Raw genomic sequence first — 13,697 nt, 5'->3', positions numbered from 1 at the left:
CGCAGCTGGCGCTCCATCTCACGCTGTTCAAGAAGGTGCAGCGGGACCGTGCCCCGTAAGGGGCGCGGGGAACTGCGCGCTCAGCCACATGCTGCCGCAGGCGCCGACGAAGCTGATGACCCAGCCACGGACGCCACCGCCCACCCAGCGGAGCTAAAGGCGCAGAGCCTGACCCGCGCTCTCCACAGGCGCCGCAGGCGCAGGCGCGGGCGCGGGCGCGGGAGGCAACGCCGGCTCGGCCACCTCAGCCCGCTGCTGAGCCGCCGGCAAGGCAGCCCGTACGGGCCGCGGCCCCGACACCACCGTGTAGTCCTGCCCCAGGAACGGCGGCACGATCTCACCCGGGTCCTCCCCGAGCGCCAACTGCACCGCAGCCCAGGGGGCGTTGATCCCGCACAGGGACAGCTGGTACAGCCCCCCGGCGGGACGCGTGTTGACGTCGAGCAGCACCGGCCGGTCGCCGTACATCCGGAACTGGATGTTGGACAGATGGTGCAGCCCGAAGCCCTCGGCGATCAGCCGGGCCGGCTCCAGCCACTGCTCGTGGAGCGTGAACCCGCGGCGGCGGCCGTTCTTGGTGCGCCCGACGGCCAGCCGGACCCGGTTGTCCGGACCGGTCAGGCAGTCCACGGACACCTCCGGCTGCTCCAGGCGCGGCATCACCAGCCAGTCCACCGGTTGGTCGGCCCGGCGGAGCGCCGAAACGACCAGGTCCAGCTGGACATAGGGCCCCGGGAACCCGCCGAGATGCAGCAGCGAGAACGGGCTGCGGGTGATCACGCGGAAGCCCACCCCACCGGCGCCGCTGGCCGGCTTGAAGCACGCCTTGTGCCCACCCGCCTCCAACTCCTCGACGGCCGCGATGAGTTCGTCGGCCGTCCGGACCCGCCGGAACGGCGGCACCGGCACCCCCACCGAGTGGACCGCCTCGTACGCGGTCACCTTGTCCTCGAAGACGGCGATCGCCTGCGGCGTAGGCGCCAGCAGCGCCGTACCGGCCGCCTCGAACTCGGCGCGGTGCGCCACGATCGCCCCCTGGTGCAGCCGGGGCACGAACACATCGATGCCGCGCCGTGCGCACTGGTCCAGCGCGTACTCGACGTACGCGGCCGGGGACAGGCCCTCCGGTTCGAGATCGGCGGTGTCGGCGGCGGCCAGCACGGGTGAGTCGGCGTCCCCGTGGGTGGCATGGATCTCGACCGCGCGGTCGCTCGGATTTCTGCGCAGCTGATCCATGAAGAACACGTTCTCCGCGTACGTGCGGTTGAGCCAGACGCGTACGCGAGAGAGCATGCAGGCCGCCTTTCGGGGGTTTCCGGGCAGGGCTCAGCGGCCCGTGCCCGGGCAAGGTGGTCGGAGGGACACCGAACCGCTCTGGGAAAGGAGATCGTGGCGGTGGTGTTGGGGCGATCATACGGCTTCCCGGAGGCCCCTCTGCAACGTGCGTGTTACGGATTGCCTGATGCCGGGTGTCGGTTCTTGCGCTCCCCGGGCTCCGCCGCCCGTCAGGGCCGCGGGCACCAGGTGTGCAGCAGCCGGAAGAAGGCGTCCTCGTTGCCCACGAGCCCCGCGTCCGCCATCGCCTGTTCCGCCTCGGCGAGCACAAGGGGAGGGACCAGGACCGGCCCACCGCCGTCCGGTGGGCCGTCGAAGGCCGCGCGCACCGTCTGGAGCAGTCGCAGATAGGCCTGTACGGCGGTGCGCTCGCGGTCGGTCAGAACGGCGGTGGGCATCGGTCGGCTCTCCCCGGGTCGGCTCTGCGGTCACGCGCCGGGACGGCGCGTACGCCGCGCGTGAAGGCGGCGCCCCTCCAGCTTGCCGCCCGGCACTGACAACGCCGCCCGTCCGCACCTGTTGTCGCCCGCTCGGCCGAGCGGGAACCTCGGTGAGACCCGCTGCGGGCGGGCCGGCGCGGCGGTCAGCCCTGGGGGCCGCGGTAGCCCAGGGACGCCTCGATCCGGCCCGCCAGGTGGTCCCGTTGCACGGGGCCGCGCAGGGCGGAACCGGCCAGCCACGTACGGCACTTGCTGGCGAGGAGAAGGCCGAATGCCTCGGCCTCGCGCTCGTCGTGGAGGTCGAAGCGGGTGCGCGCGGCGACCCGGTGCACCGCCGCCTGGAGGGCGGCCCGGTCGGCGTCGCCGAGGCCCTCGCCGAGCAGCCGCGCGGCCACGGGCACACCGTCGACGGGGTGGCCGCGGTGCCCGGCCTTCATATGCCACAGCTCATGGCCCAGTATCACCAACTGGTGGTCGGGCGCGGTGCGTTCCTCGATCACGATGAGGTCCTGGTCCGTCATGTCCAGCCACAGCCCGCTGGCCGTGCCGGTCGGGAAGACGGCCGTACGGAAGTGGACGGGACGGCCGCGGCGGCGGCTCATCGCGTCGCACAGCGCGGTGTAAAGTTCCCGCGGGCGGGCAGGCGTGGGCAGTGTCAGTTCTCCGAGCAGCGCCCCGCACAACCGCCGCATGTCCTTGCCGATGCCCACGTTCCTCCCCCGGTTCACGACTCGGGCCGCTTGACGCTCTCCAGGAGCATGTCCAGCCACTCGGCGACCTTGTCCCGGTGCTGGTCGGTGGGCAGCTGCGCGGCGCGCCAGGCGATGCCCCGCACGCCATGGTCCTGCAGCAGCCGTTCCAACGGGTCCGCGGCGACCGCGGCGGCTTCCCGCTCGCGGTCGGCGAGCTTCTGCAGCAGCTCCTGCTCGGTGCGCTGGAGCGCTCCCGCGACGGCCTCGGGGTCCTCCGCGGTGAGGAATCCGGCGTGCACCCGGAAGAAGCGCTGCAGGGCGTCGCAGTGCTCCATGGTGGGCCGCCGGTCGCCGTTGATGAGGGCGCCGGCCTGCTGCCGGGACATGCCCGCGCCGTCCGCGATCTCCTGCTGGGTGTACTTGCGTCCGGTGGGCTTGAGCCGGGTGCGGCGCAACAGGTCGAGGCGTTGCAGGAAGCGGGACTGCACATCGGGTTCGCCCGCGGGCCGGCCGCTCAGCAGGACCCTGACGACGGGCTCGGGGACGCCGCAGGCGACGGAGAGCCGCCCGACGTCGAAGATTTCGAGGTGCGGCACGCCGAGCCGGTCGGCGAGCGCGGTGACGCGGGCGACGACGGCCGGCAGCTGGGCGGTCGCCGCGGCGCCCGGATCCTCGTAGCCATCCGTCACCGACAGAACTCCTACGTCTCTCAAGGGATTCAGTGCCCTGCCACCAGAGATTGCCGTGAACTTCCCGGAGAGTAGCCCGTGCCGCGAACCCGCAGCCAGGTCTCGCCACAATTGTGGCCAATTTCAGCCGTCAACGGGCATGAAATGCCACGATAGTTGACATGGCTGTCGTCTGGGCAGCAGGATCACATCGCCGCGTGAAGGCCGCATAGGCAAGAGGGGTGACCTCCCGATGGCACATCAGGCAGGTGGGCAGCGGCCGGCGCCGCGGCCGGTCCCCGAGGGCCGCGAGGCCCAGGCGTACCTCCGGGACTACGCCACGCTCCTGGAATCGGTCCCGTTCCCGTCCCTCGTCGTCGACCACCGCTGGGACGTGGTCCTCGCCAACGGCGCGTTCGCGGCGCTCTTCCGGGGGATCGGCCCGCATCCCACGGCCATGCCCGGTGACAACTTCCTCCGGTTCGTCCTGTTCCACCCCGACGCGGCCACGGTCCTCGGGGAGCACGAGTCGAGCTGGGGCCTGCCGATGCTGGCCCAGTTCAAGCGCGCCCTTGACCGGCACGCGCACGACCACGGACTCCAGGCGATCCGCCGGGAGATCGCCCAGGACCCGATCATGGAGGCCGCCTTCCGGCAGGGCCTGCCGCACTGGATCCGCGCGGTCGGTGAGGGCGCCGCCGAGCACGACGGCGCCGTCCGCCCGCTGCTGCACCCGGACCCGCGCTGGGGCGCCACCGACTGCCGGATCGTGGACGACACCCCGAAGACCCTCCGGGAACTCGGCTACACCCGTCTCACGCTCGTCCTGCGCGACACCCGCCGCCCGGGGGGCACCGCGCGCCGCCCGCGCCGCACCCGTGGCGCGGCCACCCATCTGACCGTCGTACCCACCCCGGAGCCCTGACCCGGCACCGCCGGCGTTCAGGTCGCCGACGGCGCCGGGCGGGTCCGCCGTGGGTCCCGCCCAGCCCGTGACGACGACCTGCACCAGCGGCACACCACGAGCCGCGTCCCGCCGCACCCTCCGCCCGTGCCCGCTCCGGCTGCGCCCGCGGGATCCGGCCGGACGGGCCGGGTCTGCCGTGCTTCCGTTCGGTCCGTGGCGACGACCGGCACCAGCGGCACACCACGAGCCGCGTCCCGGCCGCACCCTCCGCCCGCGCCCGCTCCGGCCGCGCCCGCGGGATCCGGCTGGACGGGCCGGGTCCGGGGAGACCGTGACCCGGCCGCGGGCGTTCACCGGCCGGGCGGGTCCGCCGTGGGTCCTGCCCAGCCCGTGGCGACGACCCGCACCAGCGGCACGTCACGAGCTGCGTCCCGGCCGCACCCTCCGCCCATGCCCGCTCCGGCTGCGCCCGCGGGATCCGGCTGGACGGGCCGGGTCCGGGGAGACCGCGACCCGGCCGCGGGCTTTCGCCGGGCGGGTGGGTCTGCCGTGCTTCCGTTCGGTCCGTGGCGACGACCCGCACCAGCGGCACACCACGAGCCGCGTTCCGCCGCACCGCCCCGGGCAGCCACCGGCCCCCCGTTTACGCAAGCAGCTTGCATAACTTGCGCTACCCTTGCGGCCATGACGCGACGACTTGCGGAAGTGGCCAAGAAGGTCGGGGTCAGCGAGGCCACGGTCAGCCGGGTGCTCAACAGCAAGCCCGGAGTCTCCGAGGCCACCCGGCAGGCGGTGCTGTCCGCCCTCGACGTGCTCGGCTACGAGCGGCCCACCCAGCTGCGCGGCGAACGCGCCCGGCTCGTGGGCCTGGTCCTGCCCGAACTGCAGAACCCCATCTTCCCGGCGTTCGCCGAGGCCATCGGGGGCGCGCTGGCCCAGCTCGGGCTCACCCCGGTGCTGTGCACCCAGACCAAGGGCGGGGTCTCCGAGGCGGACTATGTGGAGCTGCTGCTGCAACAGCAGGTCTCCGGCGTCGTGTTCGCCGGCGGTCTGTACGCCCAGGCGGACGCGCCGCACGACCACTACCGGCAGCTCGCCGACCGCAACATCCCGGTGGTGCTCGTCAACGCGGCCATCGAGGACCTCGGTTTCCCCGGGGTGTCGTGCGACGACGCGGTCGCCGTCGAGCAGGCCTGGCGGCATCTGGCCTCCCTCGGACACGAGCGGATCGGGCTGGTGCTCGGCCCCGGCGACCATGTGCCGTCGGCGCGGAAGCTGGCGGCGGCCCGCGCCGTCGCGGGCGAGCTGCCCGACGACCGCGTTTCCCGGGCGATCTTCTCCATCGAGGGCGGGCACGCGGCCGGCGCCAAGCTGATCGACCGCGGGGTCACCGGCTTCATCTGCGCCAGCGACCCGCTCGCGCTGGGCGTCGTACGGGCCGCCCGACGCAAAGGACTCGACGTGCCCGCGCAGATCTCCGTCGTGGGCTACGACGACTCCGCGCTGATGAACTGCACGGAACCGCCGCTCACCACGGTCCGCCAGCCCATCGAGTCGATGGGCAGGGCCGCGGTCGAGCTGCTCAACGCGCAGATCGGCGGCACCTCCGTACCGCCCGACGAGCTGCTCTTCGAGCCGGAACTGGTGGTCCGCGGCTCCACCGCGCAAGCACCGCGTGGCTGAGATCCAGTAGATCCCACCCGCTGTCGAATAATTACAGATTCTGCGCGACATCTTGCGGATGAATGGCGCCGGTGCTTGAGTGTGCGGCGCCCACAGCTCCTGTCCAGAGGGGTCCACCGATGTCAAGCACCGGCTTCCGCCGCACGTTTGTCGCGATCGGCGTCTGTTCCTCCCTTGCCCTCGCCGCCGCGGCCTGCGGGTCGTCCGACGACGAGTCGGCCGGCGGCAAGACCCGCATCACCGTCAACTGCGAGCCGCCCAGGAGCGCCAAGGTCGACCGGAAGTTCTTCGAGGAGGACATCGCCTCCTTCGAGAAGCAGAACCCGGACATCGACGTCGTCGCGCACGACGCCTTCCCCTGCCAGGACCCGAAGACGTTCGACGCCAAGCTGGCCGGCGGCCAGATGGAGGACGTCTTCTACACCTACTTCACCGACGTCAGGCACGTCGTGGGCATCGGCCAGGCCGCCGACCTCACCCCGTACGTCAAGGAGCTGAAGAGCTACGGGACCATCCAGCAGCAGCTGCGCGACATCTACACCGTCGACGGGAGGATCTACGGCATCCCGCGCACCGGCTACTCGATGGGCCTGATCTACAACCGCACGCTCTTCGAGAGGGCGGGTCTCGACCCCGACAAGCCGCCGACGACCTGGGAGGAGGTCCGCGCCGACGCCAAGAAGATCGCGGCGCTCGGCGGCGGCACCGTCGGCTACGCCGACTACAGCGCCCAGAACCAGGGCGGCTGGCACTTCACCGCCGAGCTGTACGCCCAGGGCGGCGACGTCGTCAGCGCCGACGGCACGAAGGCCACCGTCGACACCCCTGAGGGCCGCGCCGTCCTGCAGAACCTGCACGACATGCGCTGGACCGACAATTCGATGGGCAGCAAACAGCTCCTCATCATCAACGACGCGCAGCAGATGATGGGCTCAGGCAAGCTCGGCATGTACCTCGCCGCCCCCGACAACATCCCGATCCTGGTCAAGGAGAAGGGCGGCGACTACAAGGACCTGGCGCTCGCCCCGATGCCGGGCGGCAAGGCCACACTCATCGGCGGCGACGGCTACATGGTCAACAAGAAGGCCACCCCCGAACAGATCCGGGCCGGCCTCAAGTGGCTCGACCACATGTTCCTCACCCCCGGCTCCGGCTTCCTCGGCGACTACTCCCGCGCCAGGAAGCACGACGCCCCGGTCGGCCTGCCGGAGCCGCGCCTGTTCACCGGCGCCGCCGACGCCGAGGACCAGGAGGCCAAGAAGGCCGACGCCAACGTCCCCGTGGAGAACTACCAGGCGTTCCTCGACGGCAACCAGAACCTCCGGATGAAGATCGAGCCGCCCGGCGCCCAGCAGATCTACTCCGTCCTCGACGGGGTCGTCTCCGCCGTCCTCACCAAGAAGGACGCGAACATCGACCAGCTCCTGAAGGACGCCTCCGGCAAGATCGACGGCATTCTGGCCCGGAGCTGACGCGATGACCAGGACGGCAGCGCGGCGAACGGCCCCGGCGATCGCCGTACGCCCCGTTCCGGCGCCGCCCCCGGTAGGGGGCCGGGGGCGGCGCCGCCTGCGTGACCAGCTCCAGGCCTATGGATTCCTCCTCGGCGGCCTCGTCTGCTTCGCCCTGTTCTCCTGGTACCCGGCGATCCGCGCGGTCGTGATCGCCTTCCAGAAGTACACACCGGGCTCCCCGCCCGAGTGGGTCGGCACCGCCAACTTCACCCGCGTCCTGCACGACCCGGAGTTCGCGGCGGCCTGGCGCAACACGCTCACCTTCACCCTGCTGGCCCTGCTCATCGGCTTCGCGATCCCCTTCGTCCTCGCCCTGGTGCTCAACGAACTGCGGCACGCCAGGGCCTTCTTCCGGGTCGTGGTCTATCTGCCGGTGATGATCCCGCCGGTGGTCAGCGCCCTGCTGTGGAAGTGGTTCTACGACCCGGGGGCCGGCCTCGCCAACGAGGCGCTGCGCTCGCTGCACCTGCCCACCTCCGACTGGTCCAACGGCGCCGACACCGCCCTGGTCTCCCTGGTGATCGTGGCGACCTGGGCCAACCTGGGCGGCACCGTGCTGATCTACCTGGCCGCGCTCCAGTCCATCCCCGGCGAACTGTACGAGGCGGCCGAACTGGACGGCGCGAACCTCCTCCAGCGCGTGCGGCACGTGACGATCCCGCAGACCCGGTTCGTCATCCTCATGCTGATGCTCCTTCAGATCATCGCCACCATGCAGGTGTTCACGGAGCCGTTCGTCATCACGGGCGGCGGCCCGGAGAACGCCACGGTCACCGTCCTGTACCTGATCTACAAGTACGCCTTCCTCTACAACGACTTCGGCGGGGCCTGCGCGCTCAGCGTGCTGCTCCTGGTCCTGCTCGGCGCGTTCTCCGCCGGCTATCTCCGGCTCACCCGCTCGGAGGGGGACACATGAGCACCCGGACCCTCGTCTCCCCGTCCGTCCTGGCACGCCCGCGCGGCAAGGCCGCCTACTGGACCGTGTTCACCGGTGTCGTCCTGCTCTTCGCGCTCGCCTTCCTCTTCCCGGTCTACTGGATGGTGACCGGCGCGATGAAGTCGCCGGACGAGGTGGCGCGGACCCCGCCCACCCTCGTCCCGGAGCGCTGGCACACCGACGGCTTCACCGACGCCTGGGACCTCATGCAGCTCCCGCGGCACCTGTGGAACACGGTGGTGCAGGCCGCCGGAGCCTGGGCGTTCCAGCTGGTGCTGTGCACGGCCGCCGCCTACGCCCTGTCCAGGCTGCGACCCGCCTTCGGCAAGGTGGTCCTCGGCGGCATCCTGGCCACCCTGATGGTCCCGGCCCAGGCCCTGGTCGTACCGAAGTACCTGACGGTCGCCGATCTGCCGCTGATCCACACGAACCTGCTCAACGACCCGCTCGCGATCTGGCTGCCGGCCGTCGCCAACGCCTTCAACCTCTACCTCCTCAAGCGGTTCTTCGACCAGCTCCCGCGGGACGTGCTGGAGGCCGCCGAGATCGACGGCGCGGGAAAGCTGCGCATCCTGTGGTCGATCGTGCTGCCCATGTCCCGGCCGGTCCTCGGCGTGGTCTCGATCTTCGCGCTGGTCGCCGTGTGGCAGGACTTCCTGTGGCCGCTGATGGTCTTCTCCGACACCGACAAGCAGCCGATCAGCGTGGCCCTGGTCCAGCTGTCGGCGAACATCCAGCTGACCGTGCTGATCGCGGCCATGGTGATCGCCAGCATCCCGATGGTCGCCCTGTTCCTCGTCTTCCAGCGGCACATCATCGCCGGGATCAGCGCCGGCAGCGCCAAGGGCTGACCCGGCCCCTCGACAGAAAGGCACGCATTGTGGGAGAGCCCACCCATGCCCGCGAGCAGACCGACTGGTGGCGCACCGCCGTCATCTACCAGGTCTACGTGCGCAGTTTCGCGGACGGCGACGGGGACGGCACCGGCGACCTCGCGGGCGTCCGCGCGAAGCTCCCCTACCTCGCCGAACTCGGCGTGGACGCACTGTGGTTCAACCCGTGGTACCTGTCACCGATGAAGGACGGCGGCTACGACGTCGCCGACTACCGGGCCGTCGACCCGGCCTTCGGGACCCTCGCGGAGGCGGAGAAACTGATCGCGGAGGCCCGGGAACTGGGCATCCGCACCATCGTCGACGTCGTACCGAACCATGTCTCCGACCAGCACCCCTGGTTCCGGGCCGCGCTCGCCGCCGGTCCCGGCAGCCCCGAGCGCGAGCTGTTCCACTTCCGGCCCGGACGGCGGGGAGAGCTTGGGGGAGAGCACGGTGAACTCCCGCCCAACGACTGGCCGTCGCAGTTCGTCGGCTCCACCGAGCCCGTGTGGACCCGGCTGGCCGACGGCGACTGGTACCTGCACCTGTTCACGCCCGAGCAGCCCGACCTCAACTGGGCCCATCCGGTGGTCCGTCAGGAACACGAGGACATCCTGCGCTTCTGGTTCGAGCGCGGAGTCGCGGGCGTCCGCATCGACTCGGCCGCCTTGCTCGCCAAGGACCCCGCGCTGCCGGATTTCGTGCCCGGTCGGGACCCCAACCCGTTCGTCGACCGCGACGAACTCCACGACATCTACCGCTCCTGGCGGTCCGTGGCCGACGCCTACGACGGCGTCTTCGTCGGCGAGGTGTGGCTGCCCGACCCCGAGCGCTTCGCCCGCTACCTGCGCCCCGACGAGCTCCACACCGCCTTCAATTTCTCCTTCCTGTCCTGCCCCTGGGACGCCGGACGGCTGCGGGCCTCGATCGACACGACGCTCGCCGAGCACGCCCCGGTGGGCGCCCCCGCCACCTGGGTGCTGTGCAACCACGACGTGACCCGCACCGTCACCCGCTACGGCCGCGCGGACACCGGCTTCGACTTCGCCGCCAAGGCCTTCGGCACCCCGACCGACCTCGCGCTCGGCACCCGGCGCGCCCGCGCCGCCGCCCTGCTGTCCCTGGCCCTGCCCGGCGCGGTCTACGTCTACCAGGGCGAGGAACTCGGCCTGCCCGAGGCGGACATCCCCGTCGACCGCATCCAGGACCCGATGTACTCCCGTTCGGGCGGCACCGACCCCGGCCGGGACGGCTGCCGGGTCCCGCTGCCCTGGGTGGCCGAGGCGCCGTACGCCGGTTTCGGCTCCCGTGAGGAACCGTGGCTGCCGCAGCCGGCCGGCTGGGCGGACTACGCGGCCGACGTACAGGCGGAGGACCCCGGCTCGATGCTCGCCCTCTACCGCGCGGCGATCCGGCTGCGTGCCGCCTTCGGCGACGGCCCGCTGACCTGGCTGCCCGCCCCCGAGGGCGTGCTCGCCTTCACCCGCGCGCGGGGCGCCGGCTGTGTGGTGAACCTCGCCGCGGCCCCCGTCGGCCTCCCCGCGCACAGTGAACTCCTGCTCAGCAGCGGCCCCCTGGACGACGCGGGCCGGCTGCCCCAGGACACGGCGGCCTGGCTGCGCGCCTGAACCGCCGCCGCACCACCCCTGCTATCCCCGCACCCCCACCACGAAGGGATCAGCACATGCTCAGCAGCACCCGCAGATCTGTCAGGCGCATGCCAGCCATCGGCGCGGCCGTCGCCCTCGCGGCCGGCATGCTCGTCACCCTCGCGCCGTCCGCGCACGCGGCGGCGGGCGCCACCCTGCCCTTCACCTCGATCGAGGCCGAGTCGGCGACCACCACCGGCACCAGGATCGGCCCTGACCACACCCAGGGCACCCTCGCCTCCGAGGCCTCCGGACGTCAGGCCGTCCGGCTCACCTCGGGCCAGCGCGTCGAGTTCACCGTGCCGCGCGCGGCCAACGCGGTGAACGTCGCCTACAGCGTCCCGGACGGCCAGTCCGGCACCCTCGACGTGTACGTCAACGGGCAGAGACTGGCGAAGACCCTCACGGTCACCGCCAAGTACTCCTACGTCGACACCGGCTGGATCCCGGGCGCCAGGACCCACCACTTCTTCGACAACGCCCGCCTCCTGCTCGGCCAGAACGTACAGGCGGGCGACACGATCGCCTTCCAGTCGACGGGCACCCAGGTCACCGTGGACGTCGCCGACTTCGAGCAGGTGGCCGCCGCGGCCACCCAGCCCGCCGGGTCGGTCTCCGTCACCTCCAAGGGCGCCGACCCCAGCGGCAACGGCGACTCCACCCAGGCCTTCCGGGACGCCATCGCCGCCGCGCAGGGCGGAGTGGTCTGGATCCCGCCGGGCGACTACCGGCTGACCTCGTCGCTCGGCGGCGTGCAGAACGTGACCCTCCAGGGCGCCGGCAGCTGGCACTCCGTCCTGCACACCTCCCGCTTCATCGACCAGTCCAGCTCCTCGGGAAACGTCCACATCAAGGACTTCGCGGTCATCGGCGAGGTCACCGAACGCGTCGACTCCAGCCCCGACAACTTCGTCAACGGGTCGCTGGGGCCGAACAGTTCGGTGTCCGGCATGTGGATCCAGCACGTCAAGGTCGGCCTCTGGCTGATGGGCACCAACGACAACCTGGTCGTCGAGAACAACCGCATCCTCGACACCACCGCCGACGGCCTCAACCTCAACGGCAACGCCAGGGGTGTCCGGGTCCGCAACAACTTCCTGCGCAACCAGGGCGACGACGCGCTCGCCATGTGGTCGCTGTACGCGCCGGACACCGACAGCAGCTTCGAGAACAACACCATCTCCCAGCCCAACCTCGCCAACGGCATCGCCGTCTACGGCGGCACGGACATCGCCGTGAAGAACAACCTGATCTCCGACACCAACGCCCTCGGCAGCGGCATCGCGATCTCCAACCAGAAGTTCCTCGACCCCTTCTCCCCGCTGGCCGGCACCATCACCGTCGACGGCAACACCCTCGTGCGCACCGGCGCCATGAACCCCAACTGGAACCACCCGATGGGCGCGCTGCGCGTCGACTCGTACGACAGCGCCATCAACGCGACCGTCGCCATCACCGACACCACCATCACCGACAGCCCCTACAGCGCCTTCGAGTTCGTCTCCGGCGGCGGCCAGGGCCACCCGGTCCGGAACGTCACCGTGGACGGCGCGACGGTGCGCAACACCGGAACCGTCGTCGTCCAGGCCGAGGCCCAGGGCGCCGCCACCTTCCGCAACGTCACCGCCACCGCGGTGGGCGCCGCCGGCCTCTACAACTGCCCCTACCCGGCCGGGTCCGGCTCCTTCACCCTCACCGACGGCGGCGGCAACTCCGGCTGGAACAGCACCTGGTCGGACTGCGCCAGCTGGCCCCAGCCGGGCCAGGGCAACCCGGACCCCGACCCGGCCCGCAACCTGGCCAAGGGCCGCCCCGCCGACGCCACCGGCTCCGTGGACGTCTACACACCCGGCAAGGCGGTGGACGGCGATGCCGACAGCTACTGGGAGTCGGCCAACAACGCCTTCCCGCAGTCCCTGACGGTCGACCTCGGCTCCGCCGAGGCGGTGCGCCGCCTGGTGCTGAAGCTGCCGCCGTCCACGGCCTGGGGCGCACGCACCCAGACCATCACCGTGCTCGGCAGCACCGACGGCCAGAACTACACCACGGTGGTCGGCGCACAGGGCTACCGCTTCGACCCGGCCACCGGCAACACGGCCACCGTCTCCCTGCCAAGCGGCACCAGCCTGCGCCACCTGCGGCTGACCGTCAGCGCCAACACCGGCTGGCCCGCAGGTCAGTTCAGTGAGGTGGAGGCCTATCTGACGCCGTGACACGGGCCGGTGCCCCGCGCTTCGCCGCCTGGATCTGCTCGTACACATGGGTCCGCAGCTCGGCGAAGCGCGGGGCCACCCGGGTGTGCAACTGGTCCCGGGACGCCGGCAGATCGACCTTCAGCTGCTCCCGTACGACCGTCGGCGACGCCGACAGAACCACCACCCGCTCACCCAGGTACACGGCCTCGTCGATGTCGTGCGTGACGAACAGGATCGTCATCCCGCGCTCCCGCCACAGCCCGCGCACCAGATCCTCCAGATCGGCCCGGGTCTGGGCGTCGACCGCGGCGAACGGCTCGTCCATCAGCAGGACCCGGGGCTCGTAGGCCAGCGCGCGGGCGATCGCGACCCGCTGCTGCATCCCGCCCGACAGCTGCCACGGATACGCCCCGGCCGCGTCCGCGAGCCCCACCGACTCCAACGCGTCCGCGACCAGCTCCCGGCGCCGCGCCCCGGCCAGGCCCTTCTGCTTCAGGGGCAGTTCGACGTTGGCGCCCACCCGCAGCCAGGGGAACAGGCTGCGCCCGTACTCCTGGAACACGAACGCCATCCCGGGCGGCGGCCCCGTCACCCGCCGCCCCTCCAGCAGCACCTCGCCTGCCGTGGCCGTCAGCAGCCCGCCCACGCACTTCAACAGGGTGGTCTTGCCGCAGCCCGACGGGCCGACGAGACAGACGAGTTCACCCGCCTCCACGGTGAGGCTGAGGTCCCGCACCGCCTCCACCCGGCGCCCGGAGCCCTCGTAGACCTTGCGGAGACCGCGTACGTCGAGCATGGACCG

Annotated in this window: 12 protein-coding genes; 7 read left to right on the top strand and 5 right to left on the bottom strand. The window is 71.5% G+C overall.

Annotation, left to right across the window (positions count from 1 at the left end):
* Positions 1-153 precede the first annotated feature (153 nt).
* The 4 genes from CTZ28_RS33640 to CTZ28_RS33625 form a co-directional block, all read right to left on the bottom strand.
* The gene (locus CTZ28_RS33640; RefSeq protein ID WP_121893516.1) at positions 154-1,293 is read right to left on the bottom strand and encodes an ATP-grasp domain-containing protein; all 1,140 of its coding nucleotides are present in this window, start codon (positions 1,291-1,293) and stop codon (positions 154-156) included.
* Between the two features lie 212 nt (positions 1,294-1,505).
* Entirely contained in the window at positions 1,506-1,733 is a 228-nt protein-coding gene (locus CTZ28_RS33635) for a hypothetical protein (RefSeq protein ID WP_121893515.1), read from the bottom strand.
* 185 nt (positions 1,734-1,918) lie between these two features.
* Complete coding sequence (locus CTZ28_RS33630) at positions 1,919-2,467, bottom strand: toxin-antitoxin system, toxin component (RefSeq protein WP_121893537.1); 549 nt, start codon at positions 2,465-2,467, stop codon at positions 1,919-1,921.
* Positions 2,468-2,499: 32 nt separating this feature from the next.
* Complete coding sequence (locus CTZ28_RS33625) at positions 2,500-3,156, bottom strand: helix-turn-helix domain-containing protein (protein ID WP_121893514.1); 657 nt, start codon at positions 3,154-3,156, stop codon at positions 2,500-2,502.
* 232 nt (positions 3,157-3,388) lie between these two features.
* Here CTZ28_RS33625 and CTZ28_RS33620 point away from each other — a divergent pair, with 232 nt between their 5' ends.
* The 7 genes from CTZ28_RS33620 to CTZ28_RS33590 all read left to right on the top strand — a co-directional run bounded on the left by CTZ28_RS33620 (position 3,389) and on the right by CTZ28_RS33590 (position 12,913).
* The gene (locus CTZ28_RS33620) at positions 3,389-4,060 is read left to right on the top strand and encodes an MmyB family transcriptional regulator (RefSeq protein ID WP_183154715.1); all 672 of its coding nucleotides are present in this window, start codon (positions 3,389-3,391) and stop codon (positions 4,058-4,060) included.
* A gap of 666 nt (positions 4,061-4,726) precedes the next feature.
* A complete protein-coding gene (locus tag CTZ28_RS33615; RefSeq protein ID WP_183154714.1) occupies positions 4,727-5,725 on the top strand; it encodes a LacI family DNA-binding transcriptional regulator in 999 nt (332 codons plus the stop codon).
* A 119-nt stretch (positions 5,726-5,844) separates the two neighbouring features.
* Positions 5,845-7,197 (top strand): ABC transporter substrate-binding protein, encoded by a 1,353-nt coding sequence (locus CTZ28_RS33610; RefSeq protein ID WP_121893511.1) that lies wholly within the window; start codon positions 5,845-5,847, stop codon positions 7,195-7,197.
* A gap of 4 nt (positions 7,198-7,201) precedes the next feature.
* Complete coding sequence (locus tag CTZ28_RS33605; protein WP_121893510.1) at positions 7,202-8,155, top strand: carbohydrate ABC transporter permease; 954 nt, start codon at positions 7,202-7,204, stop codon at positions 8,153-8,155.
* A complete protein-coding gene (locus CTZ28_RS33600) occupies positions 8,152-9,027 on the top strand; it encodes a carbohydrate ABC transporter permease (protein WP_121893509.1) in 876 nt (291 codons plus the stop codon). The genes CTZ28_RS33605 and CTZ28_RS33600 overlap by 4 nt, the downstream gene beginning before the upstream one ends.
* 29 nt (positions 9,028-9,056) lie before the next feature.
* On the top strand, positions 9,057-10,679 hold the full coding sequence (locus tag CTZ28_RS33595; protein WP_121893508.1) for a glycoside hydrolase family 13 protein: 1,623 nt from the start codon (positions 9,057-9,059) through the stop codon (positions 10,677-10,679).
* 56 nt (positions 10,680-10,735) lie between these two features.
* The gene (locus CTZ28_RS33590) at positions 10,736-12,913 is read left to right on the top strand and encodes a discoidin domain-containing protein (protein ID WP_121893507.1); all 2,178 of its coding nucleotides are present in this window, start codon (positions 10,736-10,738) and stop codon (positions 12,911-12,913) included.
* On the opposite strand, the gene CTZ28_RS33585 is transcribed toward CTZ28_RS33590, so the two are convergent.
* Complete coding sequence (locus CTZ28_RS33585; protein ID WP_183154713.1) at positions 12,882-13,691, bottom strand: ABC transporter ATP-binding protein; 810 nt, start codon at positions 13,689-13,691, stop codon at positions 12,882-12,884. The two genes, CTZ28_RS33590 and CTZ28_RS33585, sit on opposite strands and share 32 nt — an antisense overlap.
* Positions 13,692-13,697: the final 6 nt, after the last annotated feature.

It is taken from the genome of Streptomyces shenzhenensis (assembly GCF_003688995.1).
GTDB classification, from domain to species: Bacteria; Actinomycetota; Actinomycetes; order Streptomycetales; family Streptomycetaceae; genus Streptomyces; species Streptomyces shenzhenensis_A.
This window is presented reverse-complemented; position numbering and strand designations above follow the sequence as displayed.